The sequence below is a fragment of the Mucilaginibacter sp. genome (genome assembly GCF_041660805.1).
In the GTDB taxonomy this organism is placed as follows: domain Bacteria; phylum Bacteroidota; class Bacteroidia; order Sphingobacteriales; family Sphingobacteriaceae; genus Mucilaginibacter.
Genome location: NZ_JBAZVP010000017.1, coordinates 91492 through 107264, shown reverse-complemented (window position 1 = coordinate 107264; position 15773 = coordinate 91492). Strand labels below are relative to the sequence as shown.

Sequence of the window (15773 nt, the reverse complement as noted above, 5' to 3'; positions counted from 1 at the left end):
ACCGCAACCGGGAAACGGCGCAGAGCTATGACCGGCTGGGGCTGGCCGAATACGCCGCCATGGAAGCGTTCGTGAGGTATCATTATTAAAAGATAAACCGCGTAGAGGCGCAATATTTTGCGCCTCTGCCTAAATAAAAATAAAAACCATGTCATTGCGAGTTTTAAAATCCGTTTGACCTCTGAAGGGAAATGACATTGGTTGGGTCATCCTGAGCTTGTCGAAGGACGTGCGCAAAGGCCCGCCCGCAATGTGGTTCGACAAGCTCACCATGACAAGACAAGCTCAGCATGACCCCCATATAATTAAATACGCTATCGCTCGCAATGACATATTTGTTCGTGGGTAGCTGTTCCACCCAGCGCGTCATTGCGAGGTACGAAGCAATCCCCGACATGCTTGTCGGCTACTTTTCTATCGGGGATTGCTTCGTACCTCGCAAAGACGCAGGTAGTTATTAAGACGCAAGTATTGCTATAAGATATTAAACAATAAAATGACTGAAACAATTTTTACAAAAGCCCCCCGCCTCCTTTCACTTGATGTTTTTCGTGGCCTAACCATTGCCGCTATGATACTGGTTAATGACCCCGGTGATTGGGGCCATATTTATGCACCGTTGGAACATTCCGAATGGAACGGCTGTACACCTACAGACCTGGTATTTCCCTTCTTCCTGTTTATGGTTGGGGTATCAGTTGTATATTCCATGGAAAGCAAGAAGGCTAACGGTGCAGGGCATTCAAAAATTATACTCACAGCATTAAGGCGTACAGTGATATTGCTGCTCATTACCTGGTCAATGCAGCTTATATTACGATGGAACTTTGATTTAGGGCACCTGCGTTTGCCGGGCGTTTTGCCGCGTATAGCATTGGTGTATTTTACCTGCACTATACTTTATCTAAAAACATCGCAAAAAACCCGCGACTGGATCTTTGCGGGGGTGCTTATTGGTTACTACATCATCATGACGTTTATCCCGGTACCGGGGGTAGGGTATCCTAACCTTAATCCCGAAACTAACATGGGTGCCTGGTTAGACCGTTTAGTGTTCACAACAGATCATTTATGGCGGTCATCACGCACCTGGGACCCTGAAGGTTTGCTGGGTACATTACCCGCAATTGGCACCGGTTTATTTGGTATAAGGGTAGGCACCTGGCTTAAACGCAAGGACCGGGACGATAGTGTTAAAGTAAGCTGGATGTTCACCTATGGCATTATAGCAGTGATCATCGCGCTGTTTTGGGATCTTTTCTTCCCTATTAATAAGGCCTTGTGGACAAGCTCATTCGTACTGTACACCGGCGGACTGGCTACCATTGGACTGGCTATTTGTTTTTGGCTGATAGATGTACAAGGGCATAAACGGTTCACTTACCCATTTGTGGTTTTTGGGGCCAATGCCATCACCGCCTATGTACTGTCGGGCTTTATTCCGCATTACTTTAATAAGATCCACATCGGTGGCAAAACCATCTATCAAAACTTATTTGTGCCATACTTTTCGCCTGTAAATGCCTCATTGATGGGTGCAATTTTTATTGTTGTAATATTATGGCTGGTAATGTGGGTGTTGTATCTTCGTAAGATCTTTGTTAAGATATAAAAGCACCATGAAAATCAGACTGATAATTGCCTTCCTGTTATTTTGTTCGGTAGTTAAAGCGCAAACTGCAAATGTTAATATTACCCCGGCACATTTAAAGGCAGCAGAAGATGTACTTATAGCTTCGGGTGCAGGCGCACAAATGAAACAAAACGTAACGGCGATGATAAAACAAGCCAGCGCAAATGTACCTGATGATAAAAAAGCCAAGTTTACAGAGATCATGGGCATTTTCATGAACAAGTATTTAAACTGGGAATTGCTGAAAGATCAAATGGCTGCTTTATATGCCCAGCAATTCACAGAGAAAGAACTGAAGGACCTGACGGTATTCTATCTATCGCCATTAGGTAAAAAATTAAATGAAAAACAACCCGTGCTATTTCAAAAAGGCGCCGAGCTTGGCCAGCAAGCCGTTGCAAGCCATCAGGTTGAGCTGCAGCAAATGCTGCAGGACGCATTTAAAGAGCAATAACAATTTGCAACTAAGAAATTCGTTTAGCATCTTAGTGCGATAATCCCTTAATTAATCATATGAACTTTAACAGGAGTTTTTCTGTAACCGCAATAGCGCTAATCCTTGTATCGGGCAGTGTATTTGCACAGGTTAAAAGAAAGCCAACACCATCACCCAAACAAAAACCTACTGCCGCCGCAAAACAATTACAAGGCAATATATTACCGGTTGATAAGGACGTACTTATAGGCAAGCTGCCAAACGGCTTAACGTACTACATCCGGCATAATGAGCAGCCAAAGAACCGGGCAGAATTATACCTGGTTAACAAAGCCGGCTCCATACTGGAAACCGATGCACAGCTGGGGCTTGCACATTTTACAGAGCATATGGCCTTTAACGGCACACGCGATTTCCCTAAAAATGATCTGGTAAATTATCTGCAAAAATCGGGCGTCCGCTTTGGCGCCGATTTAAACGCTTATACCTCATTTGATGAAACTGTATACCAGCTTCCCTTACCAACAGATAGCGCCGCGGTGTTCAAAAAAGGATTTAACATACTGGCCAACTGGGCGGGTTTTGTAACTTTTGACCCGGCCGAGATCGACAAAGAACGCGGCGTGGTTTTAGAAGAAGAACGCCTGCGCGGCCGTAATGCTCAGGAACGCCTGAGCCAGCAAACCTTACCGGTGTTATTAAATAATTCCAGGTATGCATCACGTTTGCCTATTGGTAAGGATAACATCATTAAAACATTTGATGCCAATACCATAAAAGCGTTTTATAATGATTGGTACCGCCCTAATCTGCAGGCTGTAATTGCCGTTGGCGATTTTGATGTAAAAGAGGTTGAAGAACTGATAAAAACCAATTTCTCCGGGTTGAAAAATCCGGTTGGAGAAAAGCCGCGTGCACAATACACCGTACCGCCAACACCGGGTACCGCTGTAAAAATAGTTACCGATAAAGAGTTTCCGTACACGCTTGCACAAATTGTAGTTAAGCACCCGCAAATTATTGTTACGTCGGTTACCGGTTTTATGCAAAACATGCGTATTAATTTGTTCAACTACATGCTTAGCGAAAGGCTGAATGAGCTGCAGCAAAAACCCGAACCTCCTTTTTTATACGGTAAAGCCAGCTATGGCCCTTTATTAGGAAAACAAGATGCATTCTCGGCAATAGTGGTAGCAAAACCCGGCGACCTGGAAAACGCGATAAAAACGATGGTTGCACAAACGGAACGTGCCCGCAAATTTGGATTTACTTTGACCGAGTTGGAGCGTGCGAAACAAGCCGCATTGGCCCAAATACAAAATGCCTATAACGAACGGGATAAAACCAATTCCAATAATTTTGTAAGAGAATACCAGCAGAACTTTTTAACAGGCGAAGCTATACCGGGTGTTCTTTATGAATACGCTTTTTATGCAAGCAACATCAGCGAAATAACCCTTACGCAAGTGAATGCTATGGCGGCTAAATTTATTACCGACCAAAATCGTGTGGTAATTGTTGAAGCCCCTGAAAAGGACAAAGACAAGCTGCCCGCCGAAAAAACCGTTTTAGATTGGGTAAATACTGCCGGTAAAAATGTTACTGCTTATGTTGATAACGTAACCAGCAGGCCGTTGATGGAAAATGCCCCTGAAGGTACAAAAGTGGTAAGTGAACTGCGCGATACTGCCATTGGTACAACAACCTATGTTTTAGGTAATGGCCTTAAGGTAATACTAAAACCTACAAAGTATAAAAACGACCAGGTCCTGATAAATGGTAACAGCTTTGGCGGCACATCATTAGCAAGCGATGCTGATTTTACATCTGCTAACCTTGCAGCGCCAATCATTAGCAATAGTGGCGTGGCCGATTTTAATCAGGGCCAGCTGGATAAAATGCTTGCCGGTAAAAACCTGCATGTTTCGCCTTATATCAGTGATATTTCACAGGGGATTACGGCAAATTCAACTCCGCGCGATTTTGAGACCGCTATGCAATTAATATACCTGTACTTTACCCAACCGCGTAAGGATAACGATATATGGCAGGGGAACATTAATCAAACCAAATCTATTTTAACTAACCGCGGGCTTGATCCGGGTAGTGTATTTCAGGATACTATTGCCGCCGTTTTAGGTAATAATAACTTCCGCTCAATGGTTACTACCTTGCCAAGGTTAAGCACAGCCAGCTTAGATAAAGCTTATAACTTTTATAAAGACAGGTTTGCCGATGCCAGCGGGTTTACTTTTACACTGGTAGGTAATTTTGAACCTGAACAGGTAAAGCCATATCTTGAAACTTACCTGGGCAGCTTACCATCAACCAATAAAAAAGAAATTTATAAAGACCTGCACATATACCCAACCCCCGGGCAGGTAACCAAAGTAGTAAACAAGGGGATTGCCGATAAAGCCACCGTGCAGTTAGTATTTAGTGGCACTTATGAGTTTAATGATGCCAACAACATACAAATAGATGCATTGGAGGAGGTGTTGAACATTAAACTTACCGAACGCTTACGCGAACAGGAAAGTGGCAGTTATGCGCCGGGTGTGAGGGCAAGCTATGTTAAAATACCAAATGGCAGGTATACCATTACCATTTATTTTAGCTGTGCCGAAGCCAATGTTGATAAGCTGATAGCGGCAGCGCTTGAAGAGATAAGCAAGCTAAAACAAAATGGCGCCCTGCCTGCAGATATTGAAAAATTTGTTGCTGAAGAAGCGCGATCAACACAATCGCAATTAAAGGAAAATGTATTTTGGGCAGGCTACCTTGCCGGAACTGCACAAAACGGTCAAGACCCGGATAACATATTGTTCCACGTTAAAAACCTGGAGCAAATAACCGTTGCAAGCACTAAAGATGCTGCTAATAAATATCTAAACACCAACAATTTCATTAAACTGATCTTGCTGCCTGAAAAGAAATAGACATACATTTCATAAACCAAGAAAGCCCTGCATAGCGGGGCTTTCTTGGTTTTACACCTATTTTTAAATCGTTGTTCCGCTAAAAACGGAACACGCAGCAATTAAATGTATTCTTATTGCATCTCGACTTAATTATTTAGCTTTACCTAAAGATTTAGTTATGAAGAAGTGTTACTTATTATTGTTTTTGTTAACCTGCACAATAGCGGGTGTTTGCCAGCCTAAAATAGACTCCGCTTTGTATAAAAAACTGAAAGCGATGTTTAAGGAAGATCAAAAATGGCGGATAGAATTTAACAAACTATACAAGCACGAAAAATCTGATTATGACCAGAAAACCGTCGACAGGAATTGGGCATTAACAGACAGCGCTAACGAAGCCGAAGCCAAACGGATTATAATTAAGTACGGATACCCGGGTTATTCGCTTGTTGGTGAAAGCGGAAGCAGTATTTTTTGGGCTATTGTACAGCATTGTGATGATGATGTAGCTTTTCAACAGAAAGTATTACTATTGATGCATAAAGAGGTTAAACGCCATAATGCATCAGGCGAAAACTACGCTTATTTAAAAGACAGGGTATTGGGCAATCTGGGGCAAAAGCAGCTATACGGTACACAGGGCCGTACTGACCCGCAAACACATAAATGGGAACCATTACCTATAAGTGACCCGGCTAATGTTGAAATCCGCAGAAAACAGATGGGGCTGATATCATTGAAAGACTATAAAAAGGAAATAAATAAATAGTAGTCAACTTATCTGTTTAATTTTGCAAACTATAAATTAGCAGATGGCAGAATCAAACGTAAAAGACAGCAACGGTAACATCCTTAATGACGGCGACTCGGTAACCCTTATTAAAAGCCTTAAAGTAAAAGGCGGCGGTGTTACCCTTAAGCAGGGCACACTTGTTAAAAAGATCCGCCTTACTGATGACGATGAAGAAGTTGATTGTAAAATTGATGGCATGAGCATTGTTCTAAAAACAGCCTTTTTAAAGAAAAGGTAAATTGTTTTTTAGGATAATGGCACGAGCCCAATGATCCGCCCGGTTAAGTAAAACCTGTGTTAGCTTAATATTACTTATCAGTCAGCATAATAGGATTGCTCTTTCCGTTGCCAATAATGATCACTTTAGTGTTTGGCGACAGGGCTATTTCCTTTTGGGCCTTAATGGTTTCGTACTGCAGCTGCTTGTCAGACAAACCGGTTGAAAGTATCTTTTGGTAATCGGCTATACCTTGTGCTTCAACACGTTTACGATCAGCTTCCTGGCGTTCTTTTTGAAGTACAAATTGCATTTTTTGCGCTTCCTGCTCAGCATTTATCTTTGATTCGATACTTGCCTTTACCGATGCCGGTAATGAAATGTTGCGGATCAGTATCTGTTGTAGTTCCAGGCCACGTTTGGCAAAACTAAGAGATATAGTGCGGTTTATTTTATCTTGAAATTCCTGTCTTTTTATAGAGTAAAGGTCTACCGCGGCATAGTTAACCGCATTGTCACGGATAGCGGTACGGGCCACGGTCCTAACAATTTTATCAACGTAATCTAAACCAATGTTTTGCATAATAAAAGGAGCCTTAAACGGACTCACCTTGTATAAAACGGATAGGTCAATAGTAACCTCCAAACCATCAGATGATAGTACTCTTATGGCATCATCGCCCTGTACTTCACCCTCGCTATGTACAGCGCTCATGGTATAGTTTTGCGTTTGAACGTTGAATGGAACAACATCTACCACAGGATTAATGATATGCAGCCCGCTTTCTAATACGTTATCCTGCACTTTACCAAACAATACCTGCACACCAACCTTGCCCGGTTCTATCACTTTAAAAACAGAGAATAGCAGGCCAAGCGCCACCACTGCAATACCCACAAGTCTTATTATGCCACCAAAGCGGCTGCCAGGCTCAGGCGAACGTTTTACCATTGTGCCTATAACAAGCAAAATGATGCCAATAATTGCTACGAACATTACAGTTTAGGGTTTAATATTAGGGTTAGGAATTGAAATTATGTTTTAGAAACCGGAGGTTAAAATTAGTATTTAATACTTATGGTTTTTGAATGTTCCTTATTTCTTTTATCAGCCGTATTTTTAATGTAATTATAATACCGGCAATAAACGCGCATCCAAGCACATATTCATATCTGCCGTGCTCAAATGCCGAGTATATCAACAGAATACACAAAAAGATCACCAGGTTATAAAATACGTTGAGTGCTACCTTTTTGCCCATGGTATTAATAAACGTTAATAGTAGGGTCAATTTCGGCCTGCCATGCTAATATGCCGCCTTTAAGATTGCTCAAATTAGTATAGCCTTGCTGTTCTAATTGCATAATGGCAGCCGAGCTGCGTTTACCGCTTCGGCACATTACTACAACAGGTTTGTTCTTGTCTATTTTATCGGCCTCTATCATAATTCCACCCAATGGAATTAGTACACCACCAATGTTTGATGTTTCATACTCAAAATCCTCACGAACGTCTATCAGTTGAAAATCTTCTCCTTTGTCTATCTTTTCTTTTAGTTCCTGTACGCTTATTTCTTTCATGATTAAATGTAATTATTAGTCAAAGGTATGTTTTTTCTATGTTAAATATTTATATGTAAGCTGTAACAAACAGCAACCAAGTGCGTTTTATATTTATGTTTGTAAAATATTACAAGTAAATTGGTTAAATGAAGAAAATTACCCGGTTTTTTTGGTTCTGTTCCGGAGCACACATAAATACACTTAAAAAGTACCCTATTGAGCATAATAAATATGTTGGTATAGGGGCTACTATATTTTTCACGGCCTTATTTGCAGCCCTATCCGGCGGGTATGCTATGTATTTTGTTTTTAGTGGCGACGCGTTTGCCGTAGGCTTTGCCATACTATTTGGCTTGATATGGGGTACCGCGATCTTTAATATGGACCGCTACATAGTATCCAGCATAAACAAAGAAGGCAGCACCAATCAGCAAATATTACAGGCATCGCCACGTATATTATTAGCCATTGTAATAGGGATCGTAATATCGCGCCCGCTGGAATTAAAGATCTTTGATAAAGAGATCCGTCAGAAACTAAAAACAGCCTACCTGAAAGGGCAGCGTACCAAGATTGATAGCCTGCAAAAAACATATAACCAAAAATATGCGCAGGAGATGGGTAAGAATACCGATCTGAAGAAAGAAAAAGACTCATTAGAAAGGGATATTAACCGCTCAAGATACCTGCTAAACCAGGAAGTGTTTGGCGATAAAACAAATCAAACATCGGGCATTACAGGCTATGGCACTTATGCCAAGCAAAAAGCCCAGGTGTTGCAGGAGAAGGAAGACCGCCTGAAAACAGTTACCGGCAACCTGGGGCAGATGGATGACTACCTGAGCCGGCGTAAAGATTATGAGGGGGTGAACGGGTTGCGCCTGTTTAGCGAACATCAGTTAGATAGCCTGGCTAATGTAGCTGGTTTTGCCGACCGTAACTGGGCACTTGGACAAATCTCTTATAATGAAAAGGGCACCCGCGATCTGGATACTTATCTGGCAGTTTCCTTTATTGGCTATCTGTTCATTTTGTTTGAATGTTTACCTGTATTTGTGAAGCTTATGTCGCCCAAGGGGCCATATGATGTAGCAGTTGGAAAGCTCAGCGAAGCCAATACCTACTTTGCAGAAAAGGATAAAGACAGGGATATAGCCGTTACGGATAATACCTATGAGCACAATCTTGATGTGGATGTAGCACGGCGAAAGCAAATCATAACAGCCCAATCTGAATATGATTTGGAGCGGCATAGTTATGATTAAAGGCAGTGTGGTATGTCATGGTGAGCTTGTCGAACCATTAGCGGTTAGGCCTTTGCGCACAGGTCTTCGACAGGCTCAGACTGACTCCTACTGGTCTAAGTTTAGCATAGCGTAACTTAGACCTAAAATTTCTAAAGCTTCCAGCTTCCGAAATGGTTAAGCTGAAAGCTTAACACATTTCTGGTCGAAGTTTGTAAACTTCGACCAGGGAGGTAAGATAGCTGATCGCCAGCGATTACTTCACATTTTGATAATTCAGTCTTCGCCCGCAGATTCATTCCCCTCTTGAGAGGGGGAGCGTAGATGGTGCGGCTGCAGGGGTGTGTTATTCGCGCATAAAGGACACACCCCTCCACCCCTCTCAAGAGGGGAATCGCACAACCCGCCGCTTCTTTTTCATCTTCTGAACACTTGTGGTGACAACACCAACAACGGCGCGCAACTTATATGGGTCATCCTGAGCTTGTCGAAGGACGTGCGCAATGGCCCACTTCGCAATGCTTCGACAAGCTCAGCATGACCCCGGCAAATGTCATTCCCCTTCAGAATTTCGCTAAATTTTATAACTCAGTTATCGTAATAAAATTGATAGAAAACTTTTCCTGATTAAATAGTAATTTCATCGCTGAACAATATCATATGATGAAAAATTTACTATTAATAACGGCCGCATGTTTGCTGGCCTCTGCATCAATTGCCCAAACCGGTCAAAATGCTATCAGTTATTCGGTTTCATTCCCAAATGTGATCCATCACGAGGCCGAAATTGTAATGACCATACCACAGGTGCCCGCCGGCCCGTTAAAGGTCCGCATGAGCCGCTCATCACCCGGCCGCTATGCCACGCATGAGTTTGGTAAAAACATATACAACGTAAAAGCTACAGACGGCAACAACAAGCCACTGGTTTTAAACCAGCTGGAAGGCGATGTTTACCAAGTCCCTGTTCATGGTTCAACAGTAAAGATCAGTTATACCCTTTTTGGTAACTGGACGGATGGTACCTATACCAGCATTGAGCCCAGCCACGCGCATTTAATGATGCCAGCCTCTTTCATGTGGGCGTATGGTATGGATAACCGCCCGGCAAAATTCAAGTTTAATGATCTGGATAAAAACGGATGGAAAGTGGCTACACAGTTAAAACCCGAAGGTAACAACGTGTATTCGGCCCGCGACCTGCAATATATGATGGATAGCCCGGTAGAGCTATCGGCGTATAAAGAAGTGAAATGGACCGTTAAAAATACCGATGGTAAAGACGAGATCATCAAACTAAGTACCCACTCAGATGATGACCAATCTGTAATTGAAGGCTTTGCCGAAAAGGTAAAGAAAGTAGTGCTGGAAGAGAAAGCTGTTTTTGGCGAATTGCCAACTTACGATTATGGCACCTATGTGTTTTTGCATGATGTACACCCAAGCACTGCCGGCGATGGCATGGAGCACCGTAACTCTACCGTTATTGTTCAACCTATTGACAAAGTTAGCGGCAATGAGGTGCGGTTATTAGGCACATTTGCACACGAGTACTTCCATAGCTGGAATGTAGAGCGCATCCGCCCAAAAACATTGGAGCCTTTCAATTTTGAACACGCCAACATGAGCAACGAGCTTTGGTGTGCCGAAGGTTTCACACAATATTACGGCGGACTGGTACTAACCCGTGCCGGTTTTGATACGCCTGAAGAATATACCCGTACTATTGCCGGTTTAGTGAACACAGTGTTGAATACCCCCGGTGCAAAATATTATACGCCGGTGCAAGCCAGCAGATATGCCGTATTTGCAGATGCGGGTGTATCTGTTGATCAACTGAACAGCGGAAACATCTTCACCAGTTACTATACTTATGGTGGCGCAACAGCATTAGCGCTTGATTTGCGCCTGCGCAGCGAGTTTAATTTAACCCTTGATGATTTTATGCGCCAGTTATGGTTAACCCATGGTAAAACCGAAAAATCATATACTGTAGCCGATTTGCAAGCGGTATTAGCCAAAGTAACTAACCCTGCTTTTGCTGCCGATTTCTTTAAACGTTACATCAACGGCATCGAAAAAAACGATTACCAGCAATTACTGGCTAAAGCGGGTTTTATACTCCGCAAAGCACAGGCCGGCAAGGCATGGGCAGGCCGTATAGGTGCTGTTCCACGCAGGGGCTCATCAGGCCAAACAAATACAACTGCCGGTGCTACCGGAATCCCAATTACATCGCCAACTACAAAAGATACACCGCTTTATAAAGCCGGTATTGATGCAGGTGATGTGATCTTAAAAGCCGATGGTACAGCAATTGATGCAGCAGGGCTAACCGCCGCGGTTGCCGCTAAAAATCCGGGGGATAAAATAGTTCTTACCTATAAGAACCGTACAGGCGAACACGAAACTACATTAACTCTTGAAGAAAATCCTACCTTAGAAGTTGTTACATTTGAAAAGGCAGGAAAAGAACCAACCAAACAACAACAAGATTTCCGTAATAGCTGGTTATCATCAAAAGTTAAATAAACCGTATGAAAATTAAATTGTATGCAGCCCTTGCTGCTTTAGCAATAGCGCCTTCACTTGGCTTTGGCCAGGATGCTGTAGGCTTTACTAAAAATGTAGATAAGCTTATTAAAGCTGATGATGTTGAGCGCATCATTAAAACACTCTCTGCTGATGATATGCAGGGCCGTGGAACCTTCACGCCGGGTATTGATAAAGCCGCCACATTTATTGAGGGCGAGTTTAAACAGGCCGGTTTAAAGCCGCTGGCGGGTAATACCGGTTTCAGGCAAAGCTTTAGCATGGTGCAAACCAAGCCTGTTAGCGCTAAAGTTACCTTGAACGGTGCTGATGTTCCGGCTGATAACCTGGCTATTACCGCCTCTGCATCATTTAGCTGGGCAAGTGCCGATGGTGTTGAAGTAGTGAAAATACCGGCAGGCAAAAACTTTGCAAGCGAGTACCAAAGCCTTATGGCAAGTGATAAAAAAACACTGGTTTTGTTAGATACCAGCTATTCGTCATTTTTTAAGAGATTAGTTGCACGTGCTAAAAGAGGCGGCACATCTTTCTCAAAAGCGGGCGATAAAGCGGATAATGCCAAAGTGTTTGTAATGGGTGCTTTGGATGATGTTAAATCGCTTGCGGTTAATTACGAAGTTAAATCGCAGGAGAAACCATTGTTTAACGTTGCCGGTATGATCCCCGGTAAATCAAAACCTGATGAGTACGTTGTGTTCTCTGGCCATTATGATCACCTGGGCATTGTTAAACCAATGAATGGCGATAGTATTGCAAACGGTGCCGATGACGATGCATCGGGTACAACAGCGGTGATAAGCCTGGCTAAATTTTTCAAAAAACTGAACAATAACGAGCGTACGCTGGTATTTGTAGCCTTTACTGCCGAAGAGATTGGTGGCTTTGGTTCGCAATACTTTTCAAAACAGCTGGATGCCGACAAGGTAACCGCCATGTTTAATATTGAAATGATTGGCAAGGATTCAAAGTTTGGGCCTAATACAGCATTTATCACAGGTTTTGAACGTTCAGACTTTGGAACTATCTTACAAAAGAACGTTGAGGGTACCGAGTTCAAATTCTTCCCAGATCCGTATGTAAAAGAGAATCTTTTTTACCGGAGTGATAACGCAACACTGGCAAGGTTAGGTGTTCCGGCGCATAGCATCTCAACAGATCAGATTGATACAGATAAGCTTTACCACCAGGTTACCGATGAGTTTAGCAGTTTGGATGTAAAAAATATTATTGCCACAATAAAGGCAATAGCATTAGGCTCACGCAGTATAGTTGCCGGTAAGGATACACCAACCCGGGTAGCAAAGCTGGATAGGTAGGACGTATTGACACAACCATTGGTTTTATTTTAACGCCTTTTTAAATGAAAACATTAAGCTTAACTGCTGTTATCCATGTTACAGACCTGCAAAGTGCTACTACTTATTACACAGATATTTTGGGCTTTAAAGTCGATTTTAAATTTGGCGATTATATGGGATTGACCTATGGCGATATCTGCATTCATTTAAACGGGCCAACAAATCAGGGAACAAAGAAAGCTCCCGGTGGCGCCCATTTTTGTATCGACTGTGATGAAGTTGACGCTTACTATGATTTGATCTCAGAAAAAGGAGCCCTGATCATTGTACCTCTGGAAGACAGGGAATATGGTATGTGTGATTTTGCTGTTAACGATATAGACGGTAACACGCTGGTGTTTGGCAAGGCCATTATTTAAAGAAATAAACAATAATATCTCAACAATACGTAAGGCTCAAACATTGTTTGGGCCTTACTGTTTATCAGCTAAACTAAATTAGAATATTATGCAATGGATGGGCAGGCGCGAAAGCAGCAACACTGAAGAAGGCGGCAGCGGTGGCGGTGGTCGCGGGTTGGCTTTTGGCGGAGGTATAATTGGGGTAATAGCAGCCGCCATATACTTCTTTACCGGTATTGATCCATCACAGGTGCTTAACCAGGTGCAGCCGGGTAATTCGCAGCAAACAGAGCAAATAGATACGCAGCCGGGTGGCAGTGTAAAGGATACGCCCCAAAGGAAATTCGCGAAGGTGGTTTTGGCCGATACCGAAGATATCTGGGCAAAGCTGTTTAATGATATGGGCAAAACTTACGTTGACCCTAAAATGGTATTCTTTACAGATGGCGTATCAACAGCTTGCGGCGAGGCTTCCTCCCAATCGGGCCCGTTCTATTGCCCCGGCGACCAAAAGGTTTATATAGATGTTTCTTTTTTTGATGAGCTGCAGAATCGTTTTCAGGCAGCCGGAGATTTTGCCCAGGCATATGTGATAGCGCATGAGGTAGGCCATCATGTGCAGGATCTTTTAGGGGTTACCGCTAAAATGGATCAGGCACGGGGGCAGGTAAGCGAGAGTGAATACAACAAGCTTTCGGTTAAATTGGAGCTACAAGCCGATTTTTATGCCGGTGTATGGGCGCATTACGAGCAAAAAGTAAAGAATGTGCTTGATCCCGGTGATATTGAAGAAGCCCTGAATGCCGCCCACCAAATAGGGGATGACCGCCTGCAAAAAGAATATCAGGGCAGTGTTACGCCCGATAGCTTTACCCACGGCACCAGCGCCCAGCGGATGTACTGGTTTAAAAAGGGTTATGAAACAGGCGATGTAAGCCAGGGAAACACCTTTGCATCTGCAGATTTAGAGTAGCGCGCAAGATTAGGTGTAAAATCATGTCATTATGAGGAGTGAAACGATATTTGCCGGGGTCATCCTGAGCTTGTCGAAGGAGGTGCGCAATGGCCCACCCCACAATGCTTCGACAAGCTCAGCATGACTCAATCCTCAAGTCTGTCACGGGAAAACACCTTTGCATCTGCGGACTTAGAGTAGGAAGAATAATGTCATGCTGAATTTATTTCAGCATCTCTCCTGCTTGTTTGCGACTGAAATGTTTGTGACTTTTCTTGTGAGATGCCGAAATAAATTCGGCATGACGGTACCTGATCAGATAATTATTCTACCACCGCCCTGATTCTGTCTTCCACCTCTTTCACTAACTCATCAGCAGGGGTTTTGCCGGGCTCAATGGGTTCAAGTACAGTCCAGCGCATACGAGTGAACGGGTTTAAAGGATAACGGCTCATTTTCCAGGAATCTTTTATAGCAATGGGCACCAATAGGGCATTGGGGCATTTCTTTAATAAAGTAGCCACACCTGCCGACTGAAACGGTTTTACCTTGCCATCTTTTGAGCGGGTGCCTTCAGGAAATATCACCGCAGACCAGGTGTTATTCTTCATCCGGTTAGCAAAATTCACCAGCTCGGTTATAGACTGGCGGGGATCTTTCCTGTCGATATTGGCACCGCCGCCAACCTTTAAATTGTAGGATATGGATGGCACGCCCTTGGTAAGCTCTAACTTTGATATAAACTTTGCATGATATTTTCTGAGGTAATATATCAGCGGGGGGATATCAAAAATGCTTTGATGGTTGGCTAAAAATATCATTGGCCTATCAAGCGGCAAATCGTACTTATTTGTAAAAGTAACACTGCTCCCCATAATATAGGCGGTATGAAACAGGAAGAAATTTAAAATATCAACAGATCGTTTATGCGCTTTATACCCGCCCCAGTTATAGCACATCCACTGTATGGGATGGAATATCACCAGTAACAAAAAAAATGCAGCAATGACAAATGGCGACAGGATATAGCCTAATAACTTTTTCATTAACGCCGCAAATTTAGCTTTTTTTGAGAAAGTGATAAATGTTTTAACTTATTTATAACGTGTTTTCTAACTGCATTAAGCGGGCTTTTAAAATAGCGCCCACCGTTACCGAGTCGGTAATTTCGCCGGCACAAACCATACGGTATACTTCTTCAAAAGGCACTTTATTAACTATCAGTTGTTCGGTATCCTCGGGTTCGGCTTCGTGCTGTTCCAGTCCGCGGGCAAGGTAAACAATGCTCAGCTCGTCGCATACCGAGTTGGATAGGTGCATGCGCTGTAGCTCTGTCCACTGTGATGCCTTTAGTCCGGTCTCTTCCAGCAATTCCCGTTTGGCGGCCTCTAACGGATCTGTGCCTATAATGCCGCCGCCTTCGGGTATTTCCCAGCTGTACTCATTAAGCACAAAACGGTACTGACCAACCAGGTAGGTGTTCATCTCTTCATCAAGCGGCAGTACACCAATGGCCAGGTTTTTAAAATGCACCTTGCCATAAATGCCCGGGTTGCCCGATGGATTGATGACCTGGTACTCGGTCACATTTATCCAGGGGTTGTCATATTTTTCTTCTTCGGATTGGATGGTCCAGGGGTTTTCTTCGGGGTGGTGCATGGCGATAAATATACGGGTAGACACGAAATTTTAGACGGTATTTAGAGATATTTAGTGAAATTTAGAGGTTTTTGTAAGTGTTTGAGCTGGAAAACAGGCG

Annotated in this window: 15 protein-coding genes; 10 read left to right on the top strand and 5 right to left on the bottom strand. The window is 43.1% G+C overall.

Annotated features, from left to right (window positions below; translation table 11 throughout):
• Positions 1 to 496 precede the first annotated feature (496 nt).
• The 5 genes from WC743_RS18970 to WC743_RS18950 all read left to right on the top strand — a co-directional run bounded on the left by WC743_RS18970 (position 497) and on the right by WC743_RS18950 (position 6021).
• Complete coding sequence (locus WC743_RS18970) at positions 497 to 1612, top strand: acyltransferase family protein (RefSeq protein ID WP_373014498.1); 1116 nt, start codon at positions 497 to 499, stop codon at positions 1610 to 1612.
• A gap of 7 nt (positions 1613 to 1619) precedes the next feature.
• Entirely contained in the window at positions 1620 to 2087 is a 468-nt protein-coding gene (locus WC743_RS18965; protein ID WP_373014496.1) for a DUF2059 domain-containing protein, read from the top strand.
• Between the two features lie 59 nt (positions 2088 to 2146).
• Positions 2147 to 5008, top strand: coding sequence for a M16 family metallopeptidase (locus tag WC743_RS18960; RefSeq protein ID WP_373014494.1), 2862 nt, complete (start codon positions 2147 to 2149; stop codon positions 5006 to 5008).
• 160 nt (positions 5009 to 5168) lie between these two features.
• Positions 5169 to 5759 (top strand): DUF6624 domain-containing protein, encoded by a 591-nt coding sequence (locus tag WC743_RS18955; protein WP_373014492.1) that lies wholly within the window; start codon positions 5169 to 5171, stop codon positions 5757 to 5759.
• A gap of 43 nt (positions 5760 to 5802) precedes the next feature.
• Positions 5803 to 6021 carry a zinc ribbon domain-containing protein YjdM gene (locus WC743_RS18950; protein WP_290427212.1) on the top strand — a complete coding sequence of 73 codons (219 nt, stop codon included), beginning with the start codon at positions 5803 to 5805 and terminating at the stop codon, positions 6019 to 6021.
• Between the two features lie 70 nt (positions 6022 to 6091).
• On the opposite strand, the gene WC743_RS18945 is transcribed toward WC743_RS18950, so the two are convergent.
• From WC743_RS18945 to WC743_RS18935, 3 genes are all read right to left on the bottom strand, one after another.
• Entirely contained in the window at positions 6092 to 6997 is a 906-nt protein-coding gene (locus WC743_RS18945) for a prohibitin family protein (protein WP_373014490.1), read from the bottom strand.
• 79 nt (positions 6998 to 7076) lie between these two features.
• The gene (locus WC743_RS18940; RefSeq protein ID WP_373014488.1) at positions 7077 to 7262 is read right to left on the bottom strand and encodes a DUF6358 family protein; all 186 of its coding nucleotides are present in this window, start codon (positions 7260 to 7262) and stop codon (positions 7077 to 7079) included.
• 4 nt (positions 7263 to 7266) lie between these two features.
• A complete protein-coding gene (locus tag WC743_RS18935) occupies positions 7267 to 7581 on the bottom strand; it encodes a rhodanese-like domain-containing protein (RefSeq protein ID WP_373014486.1) in 315 nt (104 codons plus the stop codon).
• Between the two features lie 128 nt (positions 7582 to 7709).
• Between WC743_RS18935 and WC743_RS18930 the strand changes: the two genes are divergently transcribed.
• The 5 genes from WC743_RS18930 to WC743_RS18910 all read left to right on the top strand — a co-directional run bounded on the left by WC743_RS18930 (position 7710) and on the right by WC743_RS18910 (position 14032).
• Complete coding sequence (locus WC743_RS18930) at positions 7710 to 8828, top strand: DUF4407 domain-containing protein (protein ID WP_373014484.1); 1119 nt, start codon at positions 7710 to 7712, stop codon at positions 8826 to 8828.
• Between the two features lie 639 nt (positions 8829 to 9467).
• A complete protein-coding gene (locus WC743_RS18925; protein WP_373014482.1) occupies positions 9468 to 11339 on the top strand; it encodes a M61 family metallopeptidase in 1872 nt (623 codons plus the stop codon).
• Between the two features lie 5 nt (positions 11340 to 11344).
• On the top strand, positions 11345 to 12676 hold the full coding sequence (locus WC743_RS18920) for a M20/M25/M40 family metallo-hydrolase (protein WP_373014481.1): 1332 nt from the start codon (positions 11345 to 11347) through the stop codon (positions 12674 to 12676).
• Positions 12677 to 12720: 44 nt separating this feature from the next.
• A complete protein-coding gene (locus WC743_RS18915) occupies positions 12721 to 13077 on the top strand; it encodes a VOC family protein (protein WP_373014479.1) in 357 nt (118 codons plus the stop codon).
• 88 nt (positions 13078 to 13165) lie between these two features.
• Positions 13166 to 14032: a neutral zinc metallopeptidase gene (locus WC743_RS18910; RefSeq protein WP_373014477.1), complete on the top strand. Its 867-nt coding sequence runs from the start codon at positions 13166 to 13168 to the stop codon at positions 14030 to 14032.
• Positions 14033 to 14337: 305 nt separating this feature from the next.
• Here the strand turns inward: WC743_RS18910 and WC743_RS18905 are convergent, their stop codons facing one another.
• Positions 14338 to 15060: a lysophospholipid acyltransferase family protein gene (locus WC743_RS18905; RefSeq protein WP_373014475.1), complete on the bottom strand. Its 723-nt coding sequence runs from the start codon at positions 15058 to 15060 to the stop codon at positions 14338 to 14340.
• Positions 15061 to 15112: 52 nt separating this feature from the next.
• Entirely contained in the window at positions 15113 to 15697 is a 585-nt protein-coding gene (locus tag WC743_RS18900) for an NUDIX domain-containing protein (protein WP_373014473.1), read from the bottom strand.
• Positions 15698 to 15773 lie beyond the last annotated feature (76 nt).

Excerpts from the sequence above, each read along its gene's own strand:
- WC743_RS18970 (WP_373014498.1), top strand. The coding sequence starts at position 497 with ATGACTGAAACAATTTTTACAAAAGCCCCCCGCCTCCTTTCACTTGAT.
- WC743_RS18965 (WP_373014496.1), top strand. The coding sequence starts at position 1,620 with ATGAAAATCAGACTGATAATTGCCTTCCTGTTATTTTGTTCGGTAGTT.
- WC743_RS18960 (WP_373014494.1), top strand. The coding sequence starts at position 2,147 with ATGAACTTTAACAGGAGTTTTTCTGTAACCGCAATAGCGCTAATCCTT.
- WC743_RS18955 (WP_373014492.1), top strand. The coding sequence starts at position 5,169 with ATGAAGAAGTGTTACTTATTATTGTTTTTGTTAACCTGCACAATAGCG.
- WC743_RS18950 (WP_290427212.1), top strand. The coding sequence starts at position 5,803 with ATGGCAGAATCAAACGTAAAAGACAGCAACGGTAACATCCTTAATGAC.
- WC743_RS18945 (WP_373014490.1), bottom strand. The coding sequence starts at position 6,997 with ATGTTCGTAGCAATTATTGGCATCATTTTGCTTGTTATAGGCACAATG.
- WC743_RS18940 (WP_373014488.1), bottom strand. The coding sequence starts at position 7,262 with ATGGGCAAAAAGGTAGCACTCAACGTATTTTATAACCTGGTGATCTTT.
- WC743_RS18935 (WP_373014486.1), bottom strand. The coding sequence starts at position 7,581 with ATGAAAGAAATAAGCGTACAGGAACTAAAAGAAAAGATAGACAAAGGA.
- WC743_RS18930 (WP_373014484.1), top strand. The coding sequence starts at position 7,710 with ATGAAGAAAATTACCCGGTTTTTTTGGTTCTGTTCCGGAGCACACATA.
- WC743_RS18925 (WP_373014482.1), top strand. The coding sequence starts at position 9,468 with ATGATGAAAAATTTACTATTAATAACGGCCGCATGTTTGCTGGCCTCT.
- WC743_RS18920 (WP_373014481.1), top strand. The coding sequence starts at position 11,345 with ATGAAAATTAAATTGTATGCAGCCCTTGCTGCTTTAGCAATAGCGCCT.
- WC743_RS18915 (WP_373014479.1), top strand. The coding sequence starts at position 12,721 with ATGAAAACATTAAGCTTAACTGCTGTTATCCATGTTACAGACCTGCAA.
- WC743_RS18910 (WP_373014477.1), top strand. The coding sequence starts at position 13,166 with ATGCAATGGATGGGCAGGCGCGAAAGCAGCAACACTGAAGAAGGCGGC.
- WC743_RS18905 (WP_373014475.1), bottom strand. The coding sequence starts at position 15,060 with ATGAAAAAGTTATTAGGCTATATCCTGTCGCCATTTGTCATTGCTGCA.